The following is a 19,997-nucleotide window of genomic DNA, read 5'->3' as shown; positions in this document are numbered from 1 at the left end:
AGGTCACCAGGCGGTACAGCTGGCCGTCGGCGACGGCGGGCGGCCACAGGACGAGCTGACTTTGCAAGCCCCGCACCGACATCTGCAGCGCGAACACCACCACGTTGATCGCGATCAGCGCGTAGGTGAGCACCGGCGTGCCGGTCCGTTCCCGCCCGCCGAATTGGGTGCGGGGCTGACGAATGCTTCGGGCACCCGCCTGCACGCATTCCACGCATTGGTGACCGACCGCGGCCGCCCGCATGCAGTCCGGGCAGATGTACCGCTCGCAGCGGTTGCAGCGCAGATAGGTCGGACGGCCAGGGTGCCGGTAGCAGACGCCCGCCGACTGCCACTGCGGTTCGCTGGGGCCGGTCACGGCACCAATCTTGCCCGTTCCCTCGTCCGTTGAGTTGTCTTACTGTGATTTCCGTGGAGTCGGGGTCGGGCACCGTCGAGCGCTACCTGGAATGCCTCGCCGCCCACGACTGGGACGGCCTCGCCACCACCATCGCCGACGACGGGCTGACCCGGGAGGGCCCATTCTGCGATGTCGTCGAGGGCAAGCAGCACTACGTCGCCTACCTGCGCAAGGTGTGTACCACCCTCCAGGGCCACCGGCTGGAGGTGCAGCGGGTCTCGCACGTGAACGATCGGCTCGCCTACGTCGAGCTGACCGAGGCGTTCGAGATCGACGGGGTCAGCGCGACATGGCCCGAATGCATTCTGTTCGAGCGGGGCGACGACGGGCTGATCTCTCGCGTCAGCGTGTTCTTCAAGCAACGCCCACGCGACACCACCTAGAGCTCTATTCCCTCCCTCGCGGAATTGACCTACCGTGTGGGGATGGAGGAAGAAGCAACCCCGGAGTCGGTGCCCGTCGAGAAATTGCACTCGGGCGACCCGATCACCGATTGTGGTCAGCGGTACATCGTTCTCGAGTCGAAATCTCTCGGCGATAGTTGCGTGGTTCTCGAGCTGGAGTCCCGGGTGAACCATCAGTTGCAGGTCATCGAGAAGTCCTTCCCGGCCGGGTACCAGGTCGGCAGGGCGAACCACCGGATCTTGTAGACCTTTCCCAAGCCGGAATTTGCGCGAGTAGCCGTCCGACGGCTACCGCGCATTTGTGTTTTCTGCCCCGCGCGAAATGCCTTCTCTACCAACGGGGTTCAGCGACACGGCACCGCGATCACCATGATTCCCGCGGTTTTCCCGCCGGCGCGTGTTGGCCAGGTTTGGCCCGCCGCCAACCCGGTAATCTTTTGCCAGGAAGCAATTGCGACCCTGGCAACCGAGCGAGTTCGACGCGCCCCACTCGCTGGTGTAATCGCGCGGCCGTCCATCCGGGCCACATGTGGACAGGCCACTGACACGCCAGGATCATTAGGCGCGGATAGACGGGTTTGAAGGGTGACGGAATGAGGATTCCGGGTGTAGCCAGCGTCGTCGCTGGCGTGACCGGCGGGGCCGTGCAGGTGGTACGAGCCGGCGTCTCCACTGCGGCCGGCGCCGCGGGGGCGATGCAGACGTTCGCCAGCCCGGTGATGGAGTTGGCCAGTCCGGTGGTTTCGTCGATGGCGCACACGACGAGCCGGGCGATCGGCATCGGCGCCTCGTCCAACGGCTCCCCCAACGGCGTCACCCCGCCGGTGCGCTGGCACAGCGGGCGCCGCGTGCATCTGGACCTGGATCCCCTGCTGCCGTTCCCAAGCTGGCACGAGCACGCGGCGGTGGTGGAGGAACCGGTTCGCAGGATCCCGGGCGTCGCCAGTGCCCACGTCGAGGGCGCGCTCGGCCGCCTCGTTGTCGAACTCGACAGCGCCGCCGCCCCCGACCAGGTCCTCGACGAAATCCGGGAAACGGTGTGCAGCGTGGCCGCCGATCTGGCTTTCACCGGACCCACCGCGATAAGCCGCACCGCGCCGTTCGCCGACCCGGGCAACCCGCTGGCGATCCTGGTCCCGTTCACCGCGGCGGCGATGGCCGTCGCGGCCATCGGCGCCGCGGTGACCGGCTGGCTGGGCCGCCTGCCCGTCGCGCCGCGCAGCGCGCGCGCCGCGGCCGCCCTGCTCAACCACCAGCCGCGGGTGGTGGCCGTCCTGGAATCGCGGCTGGGTCGCGTCGGCACCGACATCGCGCTCAGCGCCTCGACGGCCTTGGCCAACGGGCTGACCCAGGCGGTGGGCACGCCGATGTTGGACCTGGCCCAACGTGGCCTGCAGATCTCGGAAGCGTCGGCTCACCGTCAACGCTGGCGGGAGCGGGAGCCGCAGCTCGCCTCGCCGGATCGGCCCCAGGCACCGGTGGTGCCCGTCATCTCGTCGGCCGGACCCAGCTCCCAGGCGCCGCGGCACAACTGGGCCGCCGCGGCCGCCGGCGAGGTATCCCACGTCATGGTCGGTGGGGCGATCGACGCCGCCATCGACACCGCGAAGGGTTCCATGGCCGGCCCTGTCGAGGAGTATGTCGACCAGGCCGCGAACGCCTCGCTGATCGCCGCTGCCGGCGCGCTGCTGGCCGGCGGTGGCACCGAGGACGCGGCCGGGGCGCTGCTGGCCGGCGTGCCGCGGGCCGCGCACGTGGGCCGCCAGACCTTCGCCGCCGTGCTGGGGCGCGGGCTGGCCAACGCCGGACAACTGATCCTGGACCCCGGCGCGCTGCGCCGGCTGGACCGGGTCAAGGTGGTCGTGATCGACGGGGCGGCGCTGCGCGGCGACAACCGCGCGGTGCTTCAGGCGCGCGGGGACATCCCCGGTTGGGATGAGGACCGCGTCTACGAGGTCGCCGACGCGCTGCTGCACGGTGAAGAGGCGCCCGACCCCGACCCCGACGAACTGCCCGCCACCGGAGCCCGCCTGCGATGGCTTCGGGCCCAGGAGCCGTCGGCGACGCCCGCCCAGGGCCTCGAACACGCCGACCTCATCGTCGACGGGGAACGCGTCGGCGGCGTCGACGTGGGCTGGGAGGTCGACCCGTTCGCGATCCCGCTGTTGCAGATGGCCCACCGGACCGGGGCCCGGGTGGTGTTGCGCCACGTCGCCGGCACCGAGGACCTGACCGCCAGCGTCGCCCTCAGCCATCCGGCCGGCACGCCGCTGCTGCAGTTGGTCCGCGATCTGCGAACGGACCGCGGACCGGTCCTGCTGATCACCGCCGTACACCGGGACTTCGCCTCCACCGATACCTTGGCGGCCCTCGCCGTCGCCGACGTCGGCGTCGCGTTGGACGATCCGCAGGCCGCGACGCCGTGGACCGCCGACATCATCACCGGCACCGACCTCGCCGCGGCGGTGCGGATCCTCTCGACGCTGCCGGTGGCCCGGGAGGCCACCGAATCGTCGGTGCGCCTGGCCAAGGGCGGCAGCACGCTGGCCGGGCTGCTGCTGGTCACCGGCGAACCCGGGACCGCCAATCCGTTGGCCGTGCAGCGCTGGCTCAATCCCGTAAACGCCGCCGCCGCGGCGGCGCTGGTATCGGGCGTTTTCTCGGCCACCCGGGCGCTGCGGTTGCCGGACCCCACGCCGCAGCCGCTGACCGCGTGGCACGCCCTGGATCCCGAAATCGTCTACTCGCGGCTGGCCAGCCGCACCCGGCCCCTGGCCGTCGAGCCCGGGCAGGCGCCCTGGCGGCAGGTCCTCGACGACCTTTCCTACAACCCGCTGGTCGCGCCGCTGCGCGGCCCGGCCACCCGGGTGGGGCGGCTGCTGTCCGCGACGCGGGCCGAGCTCGCCGATCCGCTCACACCGATCCTGGCGGTGGGCGCGGCGGCCTCGGCGATCGTCGGCAGCAACATCGACGCCCTGTTGGTCGCGGGGGTGATGACGGCCAACGCGATCGCGGGCGGGGTGCAACGGCTGCGGGCCGAGGCGGCGGTCGCCGAGCTGTTCGCCGAGCAGGACCGGCACGCGCGGCGCGTCGTCCTCCCCACCGTGGCGACGGCGCGCCGCCGGCTCGAGGCGGCCCGTTCCACCGAACGGACGGTGACGGTGAGCGCCAAGGCGCTGCGCCCGGGCGACATCATCGACCTGGCCGCGCCGGAGGTGGTGCCCGCGGACGCGCGCCTGTTGGTGGCCGAGGACCTGGAGGTCGACGAGTCCTTCCTCACCGGTGAGTCGCTGCCGGTGGACAAGCAGGTCGATCCCGTCGCCGTCGCGGACTCCGACCGGGCCAGCATGCTTTTCGAGGGCAGCACCATCGTCGCCGGCCGCGCCCGGGCGATCGTCGTGGCCACCGGCGCCGGCACCGCCGCGCAGCGGGCGATGTCGGCGATCGCCGATGTCGAGTCGGCCGCCGGGGTGCAGGCGCGGCTGCGGGAGTTGACCAGCAAGGTGCTTCCGCTGACGCTGGCCGGCGGCGCGGCGGTGACCGGCTTGGCCCTGGCACACCAGGGTTCGCTGCGCCAGGCGGTCGCCGACGGCGTCGCGATCGCGGTGGCCGCCGTCCCGGAAGGCCTCCCGCTGGTGGCCACCCTGTCCCAGCTCGCCGCGGCCCAGCGGTTGTCGCGGCGCGGCGTGCTGGTCCGCACCCCCCGCGCCGTCGAGGCGTTGGGCCGCGTCCAGACGGTGTGCTTCGACAAGACCGGCACCCTCACCGAGAACCGCCTGCGCCTCGTCCGCGTGGTGCCGCAGGACACGAGCGCGGACGGCCCGTTCCCGGAGCCCACCGAGCCGCGCGCCGCCGAGGTGCTGCGCATCGCCGCGCGCGCGTGCACCCAGCCGCACAACGGGCAGGGCCATGCGCACGCCACCGACGAGGCGATCCTGACTGCCGCCAATTCCCTTGACGGCCAAAGCGATTCGGACTGGACCGTGCTCGCCGAGGTGCCGTTCGAGTCCAGCCGCGGCTACTCGGCCTCGATCGTCACCGCGGCCGCCGCGACCGCGGAGCCGATGCTGATGGTCAAGGGCGCCCCCGAGGAGATCCTGCCGCGGTGCCGGTTCGCCGACGGGGACGGCGACCAGGACCATGCCGAGTCGTTGGTGTTGGGGCTCGCCGGGCAGGGCCTGCGCGTGCTGGCGGTGGCCCGGCGCCACTGGGACCGCGGCACCACCGAGGAGGACACCGACGCCGACAACGTCGACGCAGCCGCGCGCGACCTCGAGTTGGTCGGCTTCGTCGGTTTGGCGGACACGGCGCGCCCGTCGGCGCGGCCCCTGATCGAGGCGCTGGTGCAGGCCGGGCGCCGGGTCGTGCTGATCACCGGCGACCACCCGATCACCGCCCGGGCGATCGCGCGTCAGCTCGGGCTGCCGTTGGATGCGCGCGAGGCCACCGGGGCCGAACTGGCCGCCCTCGACGAGGACGCCCGGGCCAGGCTCGCCGCCGACGTGCAGGTGTTCGCCCGCGTCAGCCCCGAGCAGAAGGTGCAGATCGTGGCCGCGCTGCAGCGCAGCGGACAGGCGGTAGCGATGGTCGGCGACGGCGCCAACGACGCGGCCGCGATCCGCATGGCCGACGTCGGCGTCGGTGTCAGCGGCCGCGGGTCGTCGGCCGCCCGCGGGGCCGCCGACATCGTCCTGACCGACAACGACCTCGGCGTCCTGCTCGACGCGCTGGTCGAGGGCCGCGGCATGTGGGGCGGCGTGCGCGACGCGGTCAGCATCCTGGTCGGCGGCAACGTGGGCGAGGTGCTCTTCACCATCATCGGGACGGCGCTGGGCACCGGCCGGGCGCCGGTGGGTACGCGTCAGCTGCTGCTGGTGAACCTGCTCACCGACATGTTTCCCGCGCTCGCCGTGGCGGTCACGCCGCAGTACCCGCAACCCGAAGAGGATGAAGACGAACCCGACCGCGACGCCGAGGAGATGCAGCGGGCCTTCCAGCTGGCGGCGTTGTCCGAACCCCCGCCGTCGCTCGACGCGCCGCTCATGCGCCAGATCGTCACCCGCGGTGCCGTCACCGCCGCCGGCGCGACGGCCGCCTGGGCGATCGGGCGGTGGACACCGGGCACCGAACGCCGCACGTCCACAATGGGTCTCACCGCGCTGGTGAGCACGCAGCTCGCGCAGACGCTGCTCACCCGCCGGCACAGCCCGCTGGTCCTGGCCACCGCCCTGGGCAGCGCGGGGGTGCTGGTCGCCATCGTGCAGACCCCCGGCGTCAGCCAGTTCTTCGGCTGCACGCCCCTGGGGCCGGTCGCCTGGTCCGGCGTGATCGGTTCGACGGCGGGCGCCACCGCCGTGTCGGTGCTGGCGCCCAACTGGCTGGCCAACAGGGTCGCCGCGCTGGAGCTCAAGGACAAGCAATAGCCGGCGTCTAGGTCGCCAACTCCTTGCGCACCACCTTGCCCGCGGGATTGCGCGGGATGCTCTCGACGATATTGATGTCGCGCGGCTGCTCGAAGCGGGAAACCCTGCCCTTCAAGTAATCCCGCAGCCCCTGCGGGTCGAGGCTGCGCCCGGAGTGCGGGACCACGAAGGCGGCCAGCCGATGACCGAACTGTTCGTCGGGAACGCCGATGACCGCGTTGTCGGCGATGTCGGGGTGCTCGGCCAGCGCGTTCTCGACCGCACGCGGGTAGACGTTTTCGCCGCCGGAGATGATCATGTCGTCCTCGCGGCCGACGATGTAGAGCCGGCCCGAGTTGTCGAGATAGCCCATGTCGCCGGTGCTCGTCATGGTGCCGACGACTGCCTTGGCCCCGCCGTCCGTGTAGCCCTCGCTCGCCAGCTCGCCGCCGACGAAGATCCGGCCAGTGACGCGCGGCCCGACGGGCCTGTCGTTCTTGTCGAAGATGCGCACCGGGCAGCCGGCGACGGGTTTGCCGACCGTCTCGGGGGCCTCCCGCAGGTCGGCCGGCGTGGCCAGCGCGCCGATGCCGACTTCGGTTGAGCCGTAGCCGTTATAGAGGATGTCGCCGTAGGCGTCCATGAACCGCTGCCCGAGGTTGGGATCGAGCCGGTCCCCGCTGGACAGCACCACCCGCAGGTAGGTCAACGGGTTTCGCGCCCGCACCCGCTCCGGCAGATCCAGGATGCGCGCCAGCACCACCGGCACCGCGGTGAAGGCGTCGGCGCGATGCAGCGACGCCTGCGCGAGCGCGGCCTCGGCGTCGAAGTGGCGATTCGTCAGGACCGTCCCGCCGAGGGCCACGGTCAGCATCAGCATGCCGAGCCCCAACCCGTGAAACATCGGCATCGCCACCGAGATCCGCGACCCGGTCCGCAGCCCGGTGCGATCGAGGATCGTCACCCAGACCCCCACCGCCGAACGCAGCTGCGGTGTGCGCGGCACACCCTTGGGCTTGCCGGTCGTCCCCGACGTCAGCAGGACGATCCGGCCGGGCGCGGCCACGCCGGGTCTGGAACCATGCCGGCCTTCGTCGCGCGCCCCGACGGCCGCCGGGTCGACCAGGGCGACCGATTGATCGGCGGCGCGCACCCGCTCCGCGAACTCGTCGTCGGCGACCATCGTCGTGATTTGATGCCCGCTCACCGCGGCGGCCAGCGCGTCGGTGCGGAAATCCGTGTTGACGAGCACGACGTCGGCGCCGATCAGCGCGGCGGCGAAGAAGCCCTTGACGAATCCCTGCCCATTGCGGCACATCAGCCCGACGGCCTGTCCGGGACCGCCCCCGGCGCCGGACAGCTCCTGGGCCAGGGCTTCCGTTTCCGCGCGCAGCTCGCGGTAGGTGAGGGCGCCGTCGTCGTCGATGATCGCGGAGCGGTCGGGCCACCGGGCGGCCGTGACCGCCAGCAGCGTGTAGGGATTGGTGCCGCCGCGGCGGGCCTCGCGAATCAGCCGCACCGTCGCGGCCGGGGAGGGCGGACCGAGCAGTCGGGAGCGCAGCAGCGCGCGAAGCGCGGTGGCGAGCACGCCGTCCGTCATCGTCGGGCCCCTTGGGGTTCGGCGTTGGCGAAGAAGCGCCGGTGCCACAGCCGGGCCGCGCGATCGGCGGGCCCGGCCAGCAGCACCGAGGCCAGCTCGGCCGGCCACACCCAGGGCGGCTCGTTGGTGCGGGGCCGCTCGATCACCGCCTTGGCGATCGCGTCGGCGGCCTCGTCCGGGGTCAGGCCGGGGAGCCGGCCCAGGATCGGTGTGGGCGCGATCATCCGGGTACGGACCAGCGCGAAGTAGACGGCCGTGACGTCCACGCCGTCGGCGTGCAATTCCGGTGCGACACTGCGCAGCCAGCGGTCGAAGGCGCCCTTGGAGGCCTGGTAGGCGCCCCACTGCGGGCCGGGTGCGACACGCACCCCGACGCTCGACACGTTCACGATGTGCCCCCCGCCGCGCTCGCGCATGGCCGGCAGCAGGCCCAGCAGCAGCCAGATCGGTCCGAGGTAGTTGACGCCGATGGTGCGCTGGAAGTCGTGCGGGCGGTCGTACTGGTCATGCAGCGAGCGGCGCAACGACTTGCCCGCGTTGCTCACCACGATGTCCACCGCGCCGTGCTCCTCGGTGACCCGCTTGGTCAGCTCACCGACCGCGGACTCGTCGGTGAGGTCGGTCGGGTAGGCGACCGCGCGGCCGCCGCCGGCGTTGATGGCCGCCGCGATGTCGTCGAGCCTTTCCGCGGACCGCGCGACGATCAGGACCGTCGCTCCCGCCGCGGCCATCTTGCGGGCCGTCGCTTCGCCGATTCCATATGACGCACCGGTCACCAGTACTGTCTTGCCGGAAACGGCGGCGCGCAGCCGGTCGGGATCGGAGACCCGCGCCGGATTTGCCAATCGATCGGTGGCTCTGGCCACGGTGGCTTCAAAGGCCTTTACAAAGGGCGTTACAAGGGGCTTTACCAAGGGCTGAGCTATCACGTTCACGTTCACTGCCGCATTCACTCCGAATTGCGCGCGAGGGGCGGCGCTGGCTCGACCGTGTGCCTCGACTCGGACTACAGCAAGCAGACCACACCGGGGTACGGGCGCGCGCCCCGGCCCGGCAATCGGTAGCCGGTCGCGGATCGCTCGGCGGCGCGCCGTCGCGCGTCCGCCGGACGTTTTACGGATCTGAAATAATTCGCCGGAAGATCACTGTTTAGATCGGCGTTCAGTTGGGCACAATTGCGGCATGATCGCACGTCACCTCCCTCGTTTCCTTGGTCCAGCAGTCGTCGCGGCGGCCGGCGTCAGCGCCTCGGTCCTCTCCGGCGCCCTCCCCGTCGCCTCCGCCCAATGTCCCGATGTACAGGTGGTGTTCGCCCGCGGTACCGACGAGCCGCCCGGCCTCGGCGCCACCGGGCAGGCGTTCGCCGACACCCTCCACTCGCGCGTCGGCGCGAGGTCCTTCGACGTCTATCCGGTCAACTATCCCGCCAGCCATGACTGGGCGACGGGTCTCGATGGCATCAGGGACGCCGGCGCGCACGTGGTGTCCATGGCGCACGACTGCCCCAACACCAAGATGGTCCTCGGCGGCTTTTCCCAGGGCGCGGCCGTGATGGGCTTCGTCACCTCGTCCTCGGTGCCGGACGGGGTGGACCCCGCGACCGTGCCGAAACCGCTGGGTCCCGACGTGGCCAACCATGTCTCCTCGGTGGTGCTCTTCGGAATGCCGAACGTCCGGGCGATGAATTTCCTCAACCAGCCGCAGGTCTCGATCGGTCCCATGTATCAGGGCAAGACCATCAAGGTGTGCGCCCCCGAGGACCCGGTGTGCTCGGACGGCATGAACTTCGCCGCGCACGACGCCTATGCCGACGACGGGGCGATGATCGACAAGGGCGTCGCCTTCGCGCTGAGCCATCTCGGCGAGGGTCCCGCCGCCCCGGGCGGTCCCGCGGGGCCGACGACGGTCGTCGCGTCGCCCACCGGTGGTGGCTTCGGCAACTGAGGGCCTAGTCGCTGACAAAGCCCTTGTTGCGCATCAGGAAGTCGGCCAGGAACCCGTCGTGCGGGATTTCGGGGGCCGAGTAAAAGGTCGGGCGGTGGCCGGCGTAGACGTTGGCCACCGACGGTTCGGCAAGCAGGTCGTCGACGATCCGCTCGTCGCCGGTGATGGCGGTGACCACAAGTGAATGCCGCAGCGGCTCGACGCCCGCGGCGCGCGACCACGGCGCCACCCACACGCACGGAAACGGCAACTCGGTGTTGAGCTTGTCGGTGGGCTGGCCGGTGCCGGGTTCCGCCAGCAGGTGCACCGCCGGACGCAGGGCCGCGTAGCCGCCGCCGATCGGGGCGACGACCCGTTCGGCGCCCAGCAGCGGGGTGGTTCCGGCGGCCTTGGTGGCCAGATAGGCCGCAAGCTCCTGCGCCTTTTCGAGGGGCTGGGTGGGCAGGATCGCGCGCTCGTCCTCGCTGGGCAGCGGCTCGATGTCGGCCAACCGCTCGGCGATCGCATGAGCCAGCGGGGCGGGGTCGCCCTCGCAGAGGACCGCGGTGGCGTTGACGCACGCCATCCCGCCCAGGTTGGCGATCGAGTCGACGATGAGGTCGAGGTGGTCGCGCCAGTCCCGGTCGGCGGTGATGAGGATCTTCGTGCGGCCGGGGCCGTTCACCAGCACGGCGGGATCGTCGGCGTACTTGTCCACGACGTCCTGGCCGCCGTAGACCATGGCCAGGTCGGCGCAGCGGATGATCTCGTCGGCGCCGCCGTGGTCGGTGGGCAGGTAGGCCATGTCTTCGGGGCGAAATCCCGCCTGGCGCAGGGCATTTACCAGCCGGTGGGCGGTCAGCGGCTCGCGGCGCGACGGCCGCACCGCCACCCGGTATCCGAGCGCGAGCGCCTGGGGCCACAGGGCGTGCACCCCCGGGCCGTTCCCGGCCGCGTGGACGGCGAACACCTCCCCGCGGCGCGCCCACACCGCGCCGCCGCGGCGGACGCGCTCGTCGCGCCAGTCGAGCGCGGCGCCGGCGGGTCGAGCCGCGCGCACCGCATCGAATGCCGAGGCGACCGCGTCGGCCACGCCGCGCGCGCCGGCCCGGGCGACGACGATCGGCAGGCCGGAAATGCGGCTGACCAGCCGCACGTACTCCTCGAAGTCCAGCCCGCCGATGACGGCGGTGGCGAACAGGTCGGCCGCGTCGCCCAGCGCCGCTTCGCGCTGCGCGACGGGCAGCGGCGCGGTCTTCCGCTGGGAGGCGACGGTGCGCGAAACATACAGCGGCGGAACGATGCTCAGCTCGGCGACCGCGGCGCCGGCGGTGCTCATGATGACCTCGCGGTTGCGGGTGCGATACTCGCCGCCGGGACCAAGCGCGTCGATGCGCACCAAATCGGTTGTGAGATAGTTCTGTTGGCTTCCCACGCTCAGTAGACGCCTTCGATGACGGCCTCGCCCTCGAACGTGGTGACGGGCCCCACCTCGCTGACCGAATCGCTGAGTTCGCCCGCCGGTCCCGGCATCCGGATGGCCAGGTCCCGCTCCAGGTTGTTGGGGATGAACATGCCCTTGCTGATGTGGTTCATCACCACTTGGCCTCGTTGCCCGTACGGCACCCGCTCTGTCGTGTCGGGGTCGACGACCCAGAACACGACATACGGTGTGCGCGGGTCGAAGACGAACGAGTCTCCGTCGGTGCGGGTGACCGCTTGCGAAAGCACCATGGTGCTGCCGAAGGCCATGGTGATGGTGGTGTCCGGGAAGATGTCGCGCAACAGGTCGAGCGTGTCGGCGTCCACGTGGGCGCCGCTGAGCAACAGATAGCGGACCTTGTCGTTGACCAGGTCGACCACGTGGTCGTTTCGGGCGATGGCCTCGAGTAGCGGCGGCGTGGTGTGCAGATTGGCGACGTGCTGGGTCTGCAGGACGAACACCGCCTGCTCGACGATGTGGTCGATGTAGGCGGCCACTTCGGCGGCCGCGTTGCGGGCCGCCAGCTTCTTCACCCAGCGGGGGTCGATGTCGATCGCATGAAAGACCGCGCCGAGCCGTTCGGAGACCAAGCGGGAGAAGTATCCCACCCCGTGCGGCCCGCTCGGCATCAGGCAGAGGAACCCCTCGCCCCGGACAAAGCCGCCGCCGGCGAAGTCCTCGGTTTGCCATTCGACGACCTGCGCGACCCAATCCGGCATCTGCACAGTGCGTTTCGGGGCGCCGGTGGTGCCGCCGGATTCGAAGATCTGGGGCAGCGGCGGGGGCGACCCGTAACCGCGCGGAATGAGGTCCTCGACCGGCGCGGCGCGCAACTCGTTGACGAGGTTGGGGAACAAGCGCAGGTCCGCAAAGCTCTTGACGTCGGTCAACGGGTCGAAGTTCAGGGTCTGGGCGGTTCGCAACCAGAAGCGGGAGCCGGTGTCCGCGCCGAAGTGCCACGCCATGGCGGCGCGCAGGTACGCGTCGGGATCCGCGACCGGAACCGCTCGGGGAACGTCCAACAGCGAAAAGTCGCCCATGCCGTCGATCCTGTCGTATCGCCGACCGGCCCGACAACCGCGCCGGCGCGCGTCGGGCATACGGGCGTTGAACGTTGCCCCATGCCGCGGCGAACTCTTTGTGGCCGGCCGGTTTTCAGCTGTTGCGCGATTGGGCGACGGCCGCCACCATCGCCTCGTTCAAGGCGGCGAAGCGGTCCTGATAGACGCCGTCGCGTTCGGCGCACCGGAACGGCCTGACCCGCTCCACGATGATCTCGTCGGCCTCCGGTTGCGTCTGCAGCAGGCTCATCGTCTCGGCGATGTACTCGTCCAACGGCATGGCCCTGGGGTCGCTGGTGTCGAATCCGCGCCCGCGCTGCAGCTCCGTCTGCACGTGCGGCGGGATTATTTCGATCACCTGGACCGCGGTTCCGCGCAGCTGGAAGCGCAGCGACTCGGTGTAGGAATGCAGCGCCGCTTTGGTGGCGCAGTACGTCGGCGTGACGGCGCTGGGGATGAAGGCCAGGCCCGACGTGACGTTGAGGATCGCGGCCCGCGGCTTCTTCAGCAGCGACGGCAGCAACGCCGCCGTCAGCCGGATCGGGCCCAGCAGGTTGATGGCGACCGTCAGCTCGGCCACGCTGGGGCCGGTGGTGGTGAGGTTCTCGAAGCGCTGGACGCCGGCGTTGTTGACGAGAACGTTGACGTCCCGATAGTGATCGGTCAGCTCGGTGGCGAACCGGCGGATGTCGGCGGGATCGCCCTGATCCAGCGACAGCGTCCGAATGCCCGGGTTGGCCTTCGCGACGTCAGCCAGCAGCTCACGCCGCCGGCCGGCGATGACAACCGAGTTGCCGAGGCGGTGAAACGCCTCGGCCAGGCCGCGACCGATTCCGCTGCCGCCTCCGGTTACCAGCACCGTGTTGCCCGTCATCTGCATGGCCGCTCCCCTCCTTCGGTTTCGCCTACCCCCTCACTTTCGTGGTTTCGAGCACCGATGGGTAGCCCCCAGGGCGGATTGACGCACAGACCGCGCAATACTGCACGTCACGCGCTCACCACGGACAAGGGAGACCCGATGCGCTACATCGCGTTGGAGGAAGCGTTTTTCGTTCCCGAGCTGGCCGACCTGCAGCCGGCCCATCAACGGCTGATGCAGCTGCTACAACCCGAAATCGCCGAGCGGTACGAACGCCGGCTGCCCGACTTCACCGAATACCGGCTGGCGGAGATGGACGACGCCGGCATCGACGTGCAGGTCTTGTCCCTGACCTCCCCGGGTCTGCAGGTGGACATCGACGCCGAGCGGGCGCGCGCCAACGCCCGGTCCGCCAACGACTACCTGGCGAAAATCATTGCCCAGCATCCCGATCGGTTCCGCGGGTTCGCCGCCTTGCCGCTGCAGGACCCGGCCGCCGCGGCGGCGGAGCTGGAGGGCGCCGTCACCGAGGACGGGTTGTGCGGTGCCCTGGTCAACGATTGCATCAGCGGGCCCGGCGGGCGTTATCTGGACGCGCCCGAATACGACGAGTTGTGGTCGGCAGTGGAATCCCTTGGCCTACCGCTGTATTTGCACCCGGGCGCACCGCCGGCGGATCGCTGGCGCGTGATCGACGGGCGCCCGGAACTGTACGGCGCGACCTGGAGCTGGGCCGCCGAGGTCAGTGGGCACGCGCTGCGGCTGGTGTTCGGCGGCGTGTTCGACCGGCATCCGGGAGCGACGCTGATCCTCGGGCACATGGGTGAGTTCCTGCCGTTTCAGCGCAGCCGGCTGGACTCGCGCTACGCGACCCTGGCTTTGGACGCGACGACGACTCCGCTGCAGCGCCCGCCGTCGGCGTACCTCGGCACCAACGTCGTCTTCACCAACAGCGGCGTGTTCTCCCCGGCGGTGATGCTGGGAGCGGTGCTGGAGGTCGGCGCCGACGCGCTGATGTTCTCGGTCGACTATCCCTACGAGTCGTCCCGGGAGGCGGTCCAAGGATTCGAGCGGACGACGCTGTCCGCGGCCGACCGGGAGAAGATCGCCCACGGCAACGCCGAACGGCTGCTGCGCATCGGCTAAGCCGCGCGTTCGGAAGGGAATTCGGAAGGGAAATTGTGCAGCTTGCGCGGGTCGACGCCCGCGCGGCGCCACGCCGCGGCCGCCCACGGCAGGTAGATGAAGGACACGGGCAGCCGGTTGATCAGCGGGTTGAGCGCGCGCACGGTGGCGGCGAACCGCTGAAATCGCTTCTCCTTCTTGGCATCCCACTGCAGCTGGCATACCTCGCGCATCTGCGGCGGCAGGGTGCCGACGAGCACCAGGCGGGTATAGGCGTTGAGCGGCGCCGACAGCACCTTCCAGACCGGCTTGGGGATCCAGCGCGGGCCCGGTATCCCTTTGCGGATGTAACCGGTGCCGTACAGGACGGTCTTGTGCGGGACGAACCGCTCGAGCATCTCGTCCCAGTAGGCGACGAACTCGTCGTACGTCTGCGGCTGGCCGCGGTCGCTGACCCCGTAGAGGCCATACCAGACCTTGCCCTCGTCGAAGATCCGTTCCTTTTCCGCGCGGGACAACCGGCGGATGAACGTGTCGGCCGTGTAGATGACCTGATCGACGAAGGTGGCGTGCGCCCAGTAGAACAGTTCCGGGTTGAGCGCGTGGTACCTCGAGCCGTCGCTGATGGTGCCCTTGATCGGTTTGTGGAAGTCGCGGACCTTGCGGCCCCACTCGTGCGGGTCGGCGGAGTAGACGGTCTTCATCAGGGGCGGCGCCGTCCGCTTGGCCCGGCCCAACGTGTCGCTGAAGATCACCGAGTGATCGAGCACGCCCTGCGCGAGCTGCTCGATGCAGTTCTCCACGCCGGCCGTGCGCTGAAAGCCGAAGAACTGGGTGCGGTGATCCCCGTAGAACTTCCACGTCAACGACTCGGGCCCGAGCCGGGGAGCCGAGTCGGCGACGTCGTCGTCGACCGGCATCGGCACCGCCTCGCGGACGCCGGCGTCGAAGTCCTGGTCCGCCCTTTGCGCTGTCATCCCGACCTCCCCCAACGGGTTGTGAAGCACTGAAACAAACACGTATCTTTGTGTCACGCTAGCATGCTCCGCCGAGATTGCCCTGGGGGTTGTGATCGATGCGAAACCACAGCCGTGGGGGCAATCTCGCCGAGGCCACCGACGTCGACCGCACCATCCTGGAGACCGCGCGAACGGTGTTCGAGACCTACGGGGTGCGCCGCGCCAATATGGAAGACATCGCGGCCCGCGCGGGGGTCAGCCGCAGCACCATCTACCGGCGCTTTCCGACGAAGGACGACCTGTTCGAGCAGGTGGTGCGCCGCGAGGGCGAAGACTTCTTCGGCACCCTCGACCGGGCCACCGCGGGCTGCACCCCGCAACAGGCCGTGATCGAGGCGTTCACGCTCGGGGTGCGGCTCGTCGGAGATTCGCGCCTCTATTCGCGGATCGTCGACAGCGAGCCCGAGCTGCTCGGCATGTTTTCCCGGTCCGACGTCTTTCCGATTCGCCGATTCGCCGACGGGATCGCGCACACGCTGCGGCGGTGCGGGGCCGACATCCCCGACCCGGACCTGGCCGACGTCGCCGACATCCTGCTGCGCGTCGCCCTCGGCATCATCGTCTTTCCCACCGACCGACTCGACACCTCGGACCAGGCGGCCGTGCGCGACTATGCCGCCCGCTACCTGGTCCCGATCATCGGGCGCTAGTCGAGGTGGAAGTGCGGCCCGACGTCTTGGGCAGGCCAGGGCAGACTGGGGTTCACGTTGTAACACTCCTCACGCGGCGGGCCTTGAGTCACGACACGGCCGTCATCGATCGTGTCTCCAGGCGCCTCATGACAGCGCTGCCAGGTTCCGTTGGGCTGGATCGGAAAGTCGCAGTACGACTCGAACGGGGCGGTGGTCTGACATCCCGCCGATGCCGAAGGCGCCAACCCAACGCCCACGCTCACGAGCCCACCGACCATTGCCGATGCCGCAAGTCCCGCGATCACGTTTTTCATTAGTGGAGGCTACGACACTGGTTCCCCGCTACTCAACATGCGTCAGAAGCGTGTCGCGGCCGCCGCAGACGCGGCTTCGACTTGTCTGGGCCCTGAATTAGCCTGATACCCGTGGCTGGGTTTTCTGGCACACCACGCACCCGATATGCCAGTTGCGGCGAGACGGACATCGCCTACCAGGTGTTCGGCGATGGGCCGATCGACCTGATACTGCTGCCCGGGCCTTCGATTCCGATCGACTCGGTCGACGCCGAGCCGTCGATGTACCGCTTCCACCGGCGGCTGGCGTCGTTCGCCCGGGTGATCCGGCTCGACCAGCGCGGGATCGGGCTGTCGTCCCGCGTCCCCTCGACCGACGTGATCGGGCCGCAGTTCTGGGCGAAGGACGTCGTGGCGGTCATGAACGCGGTGGGGTGCGAGCGGGCCACGATCGTGGCGCCGGGGTTCACCTCGATGACCGCGCTAACGCTGGCGGCCGAGTACCCGGAACGGGTAAGCAGCCTGGTGATCATCAACGGCGCGGCCCGCACCCTGTACGCCCCCGACTACCCGATGGGCGCCAAGATCGAGGACCTCGACCCGTACACGACCGTGGCGATCGACCCGGACGCCGTCGAGCAGGGCTTCGACATGCTCGGCCTGATCGCGCCCAGCGTGGCCCGCGACGACGCCTTCCGCGCCTGGTGGGACGCCGCCGGTAACCGCGCCGCCTCGCCCAGCATGGCGCGCGCGATGATCCTGACCATCCGCCACGCCGACGTGCGCGACACCCTGCCGCGCATCACCGCGCCGACGCTGATCCTGCATCGCGCCGGCTCCGAGTTCACCCCGGTCGACCACGGCCGGTACCTGGCCGAGAACATCGCGGGATCGCGTTTCGTGGAACTGCCGGGCGACGACACCCTGTACTGGGTCGGCAACACCGCGCCGATGCTCGACGAGATCGAGGAGTTCATCACCGGCATGCGGGGCGGCTCCGAAGCCGAGCGCCTGCTGACCACCATCGTGTTCACCGACATCGTCGGCTCGACCGAACGCGCCGCCCTGCTCGGCGACGGCCGCTGGCGTGACCTGCTGGACAACCACGACACCATCATTCGGCACGAGCTGCAGCGGTTCGGCGGGCGGGAAGTGAACACCGCCGGGGACGGGTTCGTCGCCACCTTCTCCAGCCCCAGCGCCGCGCTCGCCTGCGCCGACGACATCGTCGACGCGGTGCGCGTGCTGGGCATCGAGGTGCGGGTGGGCATCCACGCCGGCGAGGTCGAGGTGCGCGGGGCCTTGAAAAACGATATCGCCGGCATGGCCGTGCACATCGGTGCGCGGGTGGCGGCGCACGCTGAAGCCAGCGAGGTGCTGGTGTCCTCGACCGTGCGCGACATCGTCACCGGATCGCGTCACCGGTTCGCCGACCGTGGCACCAGCGAGCTCAAAGGCGTGCCCGGTCAGTGGCAGCTGTGCGCCCTGGTGCGCGAGCGCGCCGCGGTCCGGCGGTAATCAACCCGACATCGCGAGCGGTCGAGGCGCCCCTCGGCGCGGCGTAGGCTCGCCAGCGGGCCCCGAATTCGATTCCCGCTGCAGGGCTTTGACAATCGATCGAAGGAGTACGCGTGACCGACGTGCACGTCTCGCTGCCGCCCGCGCTGCGCCGAGCGCTGGATCTACTCGCCGATCCGCCGGCGGACCCGGACGTCAGCAGGGGGTACCTGGATCTGCTCGGCGACGGATCGTCCGAGGATGACGCCGTCCCGAAGAACACCGGCCCGATCCAGGCGGCGTGGGCGTCACCCATCGGGTCGATGCTGTACGACAACGCCCAGGCCCTGTCGCGCCGGCTGATCAGCGCGTGGCAACTGCCCATCGACTGGCTGAGCATCCCGCCGGGCGGTGTGGCGCTGGACGTCGGCTCGGGCCCGGGCAACGTCACGGCGTCGCTGGCACGCGCGGCCGGTCCCGAGGGGCTGGCCCTGGGCATCGACATCTCGGAGGCGATGCTGGCTCGCGCCGTCCGCAACGAAGCCGGGCCGCAGGTCGGCTTCATCAAGGCCGATGCGCAACGACTTCCGCTGCGCGACAACACCGTTGACGCGGTGATCTCGACGGCGGTGCTGCAGCTGGTTCCGAATCCGGCGGCGGCACTGACCGAGATGGCCCGGGTGCTGCGGCCGGGCGCGCGGCTGGCCATCATGGTGCCCACCGTCGGACAGGCCGCCAGGCTTTGGCAAAAGCTGCCGAACGTGGGGGCGCACGTGTTCGACGACGACGAAATCGGCGACATCCTGGAAGACAACGGATTTGTCAGCGTGCGGGTCAAGAACTACGGCACGTTCCAGTGGGTGCGCGGCAAGAACGGCTGAGCTTCAGTCCCGTTTGAAAGCCGGATGGCCACGCCTCAGCACCGGCAGCAACAGCTCGGGGGGCGCGACCCGGAAGAACGCCGACGCCACCCGGTTGACGCGGCCGGGGACGACGACGGCCTTGCCCGCCGCGAGTCCGTCGATTCCGGCCTGGGCGACCTTGTCGGCGGGCACCCACATCACCCGCGGCAGGGCCGATTCGGCCTCCTCCTTGGAGAAACCGGCCGCCTCGCCGAATCCGGTGTCCACCGGCCCCGGGCACAGTGCCGTCGCTCCGACCCCGGTGCCGCGCAGCTCACCGCGCAGGCTGTGGGTGTAGGACAACACGAACGCCTTGGCCGCGCCGTACGCCGCCTGGCCCGGCAGCGGACCGAACCCGGCCACCGAGGCCACGTTCAGCACGGCGCCCCGACGGCGCTCGACCATTCCCGGCAGGAACCGGCTGCACAGGTCCACCACCGCGGCCACGTCGACCTCGACGAGGTTGAGCTCCTGCTGCGGAACGGATTTCGCGACGACGCCGAGGGTCGACAGGCCGGCGTTGTTGACCAGGATGTCCGGAGTCAGACCCAGGGCCGCGATACGGTCCGGCAGGGCGGCCCGTTCGGTTCGTTCGGACAGGTCGGCCGGCAGCGGGTGCGCTGGCGCGCCCAACCGCCCGGCCAGCGCCTCGAGGCGGTCGGCGCTGCGGGCCACCAGCACCACCTGGTAGCCGCGCCCCGCGAGTATCGCGGCGAACTGTTCGCCGATTCCCGACGACGCGCCGGTGACGATGGCGGCGCGGTCGGCGCCCGGCGGCGGGAGGGCCATGTCAATCGTCGCTTGCCTGGGCGAGCGTGGCGAGCCGATCGATCGACTCGCGCAGCATGTCCGAGGTCGTCGACCTCGCCCTCTCGAGCCGGTTGCGGTCGGTCAGCTCCGTCCAGTCGTAGGTGTGCGTCACGCTGGTGAGCGTCGCGTTGATCGGCTGCAGTTCCCAGCGCCACAGGTGACCGGGCGGCAGCTTCTTGGGTTCCGCTGGGCGCCAGGCGATTTTCGTGCCTTCGATGAACTCCACCACGTGGTTCTCCCGCACGGCGCCGTTGGTCAGCGTCATCTTGAACACGTCGCCGACCCGGCGGACCCGCTGCCCGGGGGCGGCCGAGGCCAGGTTGTCGTTGCCGTCCCAGCGCGGCTGCTGAGCGGGATCGGCGATCAGTTCGAAGATCCGCTCGGCGCTCGCCGAGATCACGCGGGTCGCGCTAACAATGCGTTCCGGTTCCATGTCGCCATCCAAACATGCCCGCCGGGGCGGCGCGGATGCGACTTTCGGCCGGCGGCCGCGGCTGGGACCCGGCGGCCTGCCGCGATTAGCCGACCCGGAGCGCCTCGACGGGTCCGGACAGCGCGGCCTTCACGTGCCGGGTGTCGTCGTCGGG

General features: G+C 70.4%; 16 protein-coding genes and 1 pseudogene. 8 read left to right on the top strand and 9 right to left on the bottom strand.

Annotation, left to right across the window (positions count from 1 at the left end):
* Nucleotides 1-358, bottom strand: a pseudogene (locus tag A9X00_RS02805) (rhomboid family intramembrane serine protease); the annotation flags it as partial.
* Between the two features lie 47 nt (nt 359-405).
* Here A9X00_RS02805 and A9X00_RS02800 point away from each other — a divergent pair.
* The 3 genes from A9X00_RS02800 (at nt 406) to A9X00_RS02790 (ending at nt 6,227) form a co-directional block, all read left to right on the top strand.
* On the top strand, nt 406-783 hold the full coding sequence (locus tag A9X00_RS02800) for a nuclear transport factor 2 family protein (protein WP_156771906.1): 378 nt from the start codon (nt 406-408) through the stop codon (nt 781-783).
* Nucleotides 784-825: 42 nt separating this feature from the next.
* A complete protein-coding gene (locus A9X00_RS02795) occupies nt 826-1,050 on the top strand; it encodes a hypothetical protein (RefSeq protein ID WP_067148908.1) in 225 nt (74 codons plus the stop codon).
* A 347-nt stretch (nt 1,051-1,397) separates the two neighbouring features.
* On the top strand, nt 1,398-6,227 hold the full coding sequence (locus A9X00_RS02790) for a cation-translocating P-type ATPase (RefSeq protein WP_067148904.1): 4,830 nt from the start codon (nt 1,398-1,400) through the stop codon (nt 6,225-6,227).
* Between the two features lie 7 nt (nt 6,228-6,234).
* Here the strand turns inward: A9X00_RS02790 and A9X00_RS02785 are convergent, their stop codons facing one another.
* Together A9X00_RS02785 and A9X00_RS02780 are read right to left on the bottom strand one after the other, a co-directional pair.
* Nucleotides 6,235-7,806 (bottom strand): AMP-binding protein, encoded by a 1,572-nt coding sequence (locus A9X00_RS02785; protein ID WP_067148901.1) that lies wholly within the window; start codon nt 7,804-7,806, stop codon nt 6,235-6,237.
* Nucleotides 7,803-8,672 (bottom strand): SDR family NAD(P)-dependent oxidoreductase, encoded by an 870-nt coding sequence (locus A9X00_RS02780; protein ID WP_232006651.1) that lies wholly within the window; start codon nt 8,670-8,672, stop codon nt 7,803-7,805. The genes A9X00_RS02785 and A9X00_RS02780 overlap by 4 nt, the downstream gene beginning before the upstream one ends.
* 316 nt (nt 8,673-8,988) lie before the next feature.
* Here A9X00_RS02780 and A9X00_RS02775 point away from each other — a divergent pair, with 316 nt between their 5' ends.
* Nucleotides 8,989-9,750, top strand: a complete 762-nt coding sequence (locus A9X00_RS02775; protein ID WP_067148898.1) for a cutinase family protein — start codon at nt 8,989-8,991, stop codon at nt 9,748-9,750.
* A gap of 4 nt (nt 9,751-9,754) precedes the next feature.
* Here the strand turns inward: A9X00_RS02775 and A9X00_RS02770 are convergent, their stop codons facing one another.
* From A9X00_RS02770 to A9X00_RS02760, 3 genes are all read right to left on the bottom strand, one after another.
* Nucleotides 9,755-11,131 (bottom strand): aldehyde dehydrogenase family protein, encoded by a 1,377-nt coding sequence (locus tag A9X00_RS02770; protein WP_067148911.1) that lies wholly within the window; start codon nt 11,129-11,131, stop codon nt 9,755-9,757.
* Nucleotides 11,132-11,166: 35 nt separating this feature from the next.
* Nucleotides 11,167-12,252, bottom strand: a complete 1,086-nt coding sequence (locus A9X00_RS02765; protein ID WP_067148895.1) for an AMP-binding protein — start codon at nt 12,250-12,252, stop codon at nt 11,167-11,169.
* Nucleotides 12,253-12,367: 115 nt separating this feature from the next.
* On the bottom strand, nt 12,368-13,153 hold the full coding sequence (locus A9X00_RS02760) for an SDR family oxidoreductase (protein WP_067148892.1): 786 nt from the start codon (nt 13,151-13,153) through the stop codon (nt 12,368-12,370).
* A gap of 138 nt (nt 13,154-13,291) precedes the next feature.
* Here A9X00_RS02760 and A9X00_RS02755 point away from each other — a divergent pair, with 138 nt between their 5' ends.
* On the top strand, nt 13,292-14,278 hold the full coding sequence (locus tag A9X00_RS02755; protein WP_067148889.1) for an amidohydrolase family protein: 987 nt from the start codon (nt 13,292-13,294) through the stop codon (nt 14,276-14,278).
* Here A9X00_RS02755 and A9X00_RS02750 read toward each other — a convergent pair.
* Complete coding sequence (locus tag A9X00_RS02750; RefSeq protein WP_067148886.1) at nt 14,275-15,234, bottom strand: oxygenase MpaB family protein; 960 nt, start codon at nt 15,232-15,234, stop codon at nt 14,275-14,277. The genes A9X00_RS02755 and A9X00_RS02750 overlap by 4 nt on opposite strands.
* 98 nt (nt 15,235-15,332) lie before the next feature.
* Here A9X00_RS02750 and A9X00_RS02745 point away from each other — a divergent pair, with 98 nt between their 5' ends.
* The 3 genes from A9X00_RS02745 (at nt 15,333) to A9X00_RS02735 (ending at nt 18,579) form a co-directional block, all read left to right on the top strand.
* Nucleotides 15,333-15,926: a TetR/AcrR family transcriptional regulator gene (locus A9X00_RS02745; protein ID WP_067148883.1), complete on the top strand. Its 594-nt coding sequence runs from the start codon at nt 15,333-15,335 to the stop codon at nt 15,924-15,926.
* Between the two features lie 407 nt (nt 15,927-16,333).
* Nucleotides 16,334-17,719: an adenylate/guanylate cyclase domain-containing protein gene (locus A9X00_RS02740; protein ID WP_067148880.1), complete on the top strand. Its 1,386-nt coding sequence runs from the start codon at nt 16,334-16,336 to the stop codon at nt 17,717-17,719.
* A 113-nt stretch (nt 17,720-17,832) separates the two neighbouring features.
* Nucleotides 17,833-18,579 carry a class I SAM-dependent methyltransferase gene (locus tag A9X00_RS02735; protein ID WP_067148877.1) on the top strand — a complete coding sequence of 249 codons (747 nt, stop codon included), beginning with the start codon at nt 17,833-17,835 and terminating at the stop codon, nt 18,577-18,579.
* 3 nt (nt 18,580-18,582) lie between these two features.
* On the opposite strand, the gene A9X00_RS02730 is transcribed toward A9X00_RS02735, so the two are convergent.
* Both A9X00_RS02730 and A9X00_RS02725 read right to left on the bottom strand, forming a co-directional pair.
* On the bottom strand, nt 18,583-19,389 hold the full coding sequence (locus A9X00_RS02730) for an SDR family oxidoreductase (protein ID WP_067148874.1): 807 nt from the start codon (nt 19,387-19,389) through the stop codon (nt 18,583-18,585).
* A gap of 1 nt (nt 19,390) precedes the next feature.
* Complete coding sequence (locus tag A9X00_RS02725; RefSeq protein WP_067148871.1) at nt 19,391-19,843, bottom strand: SRPBCC family protein; 453 nt, start codon at nt 19,841-19,843, stop codon at nt 19,391-19,393.
* Between the last annotated feature and the right edge of the window lie 154 nt (nt 19,844-19,997).

Source organism: Mycobacterium sp. 1245805.9 (genome assembly GCF_001672915.1).
Taxonomy (GTDB): Bacteria; Actinomycetota; Actinomycetes; order Mycobacteriales; family Mycobacteriaceae; genus Mycobacterium.
The sequence above is the reverse complement of the archived record's forward strand: the minus strand, read 5'-3'. Positions and strand labels throughout refer to the sequence as shown.

Coding starts and splice junctions, on each gene's coding strand:
- A9X00_RS02760 (WP_067148892.1), bottom strand. CDS start 13,153: ATGCAGATGACGGGCAACACGGTGCTGGTAACCGGAGGCGGCAGCGGA.
- A9X00_RS02745 (WP_067148883.1), top strand. CDS start 15,333: ATGCGAAACCACAGCCGTGGGGGCAATCTCGCCGAGGCCACCGACGTC.
- A9X00_RS02795 (WP_067148908.1), top strand. CDS start 826: ATGGAGGAAGAAGCAACCCCGGAGTCGGTGCCCGTCGAGAAATTGCAC.
- A9X00_RS02775 (WP_067148898.1), top strand. CDS start 8,989: ATGATCGCACGTCACCTCCCTCGTTTCCTTGGTCCAGCAGTCGTCGCG.
- A9X00_RS02725 (WP_067148871.1), bottom strand. CDS start 19,843: ATGGAACCGGAACGCATTGTTAGCGCGACCCGCGTGATCTCGGCGAGC.
- A9X00_RS02790 (WP_067148904.1), top strand. CDS start 1,398: ATGAGGATTCCGGGTGTAGCCAGCGTCGTCGCTGGCGTGACCGGCGGG.
- A9X00_RS02730 (WP_067148874.1), bottom strand. CDS start 19,389: ATGGCCCTCCCGCCGCCGGGCGCCGACCGCGCCGCCATCGTCACCGGC.
- A9X00_RS02755 (WP_067148889.1), top strand. CDS start 13,292: ATGCGCTACATCGCGTTGGAGGAAGCGTTTTTCGTTCCCGAGCTGGCC.
- A9X00_RS02750 (WP_067148886.1), bottom strand. CDS start 15,234: ATGACAGCGCAAAGGGCGGACCAGGACTTCGACGCCGGCGTCCGCGAG.
- A9X00_RS02785 (WP_067148901.1), bottom strand. CDS start 7,806: ATGACGGACGGCGTGCTCGCCACCGCGCTTCGCGCGCTGCTGCGCTCC.
- A9X00_RS02765 (WP_067148895.1), bottom strand. CDS start 12,252: ATGGGCGACTTTTCGCTGTTGGACGTTCCCCGAGCGGTTCCGGTCGCG.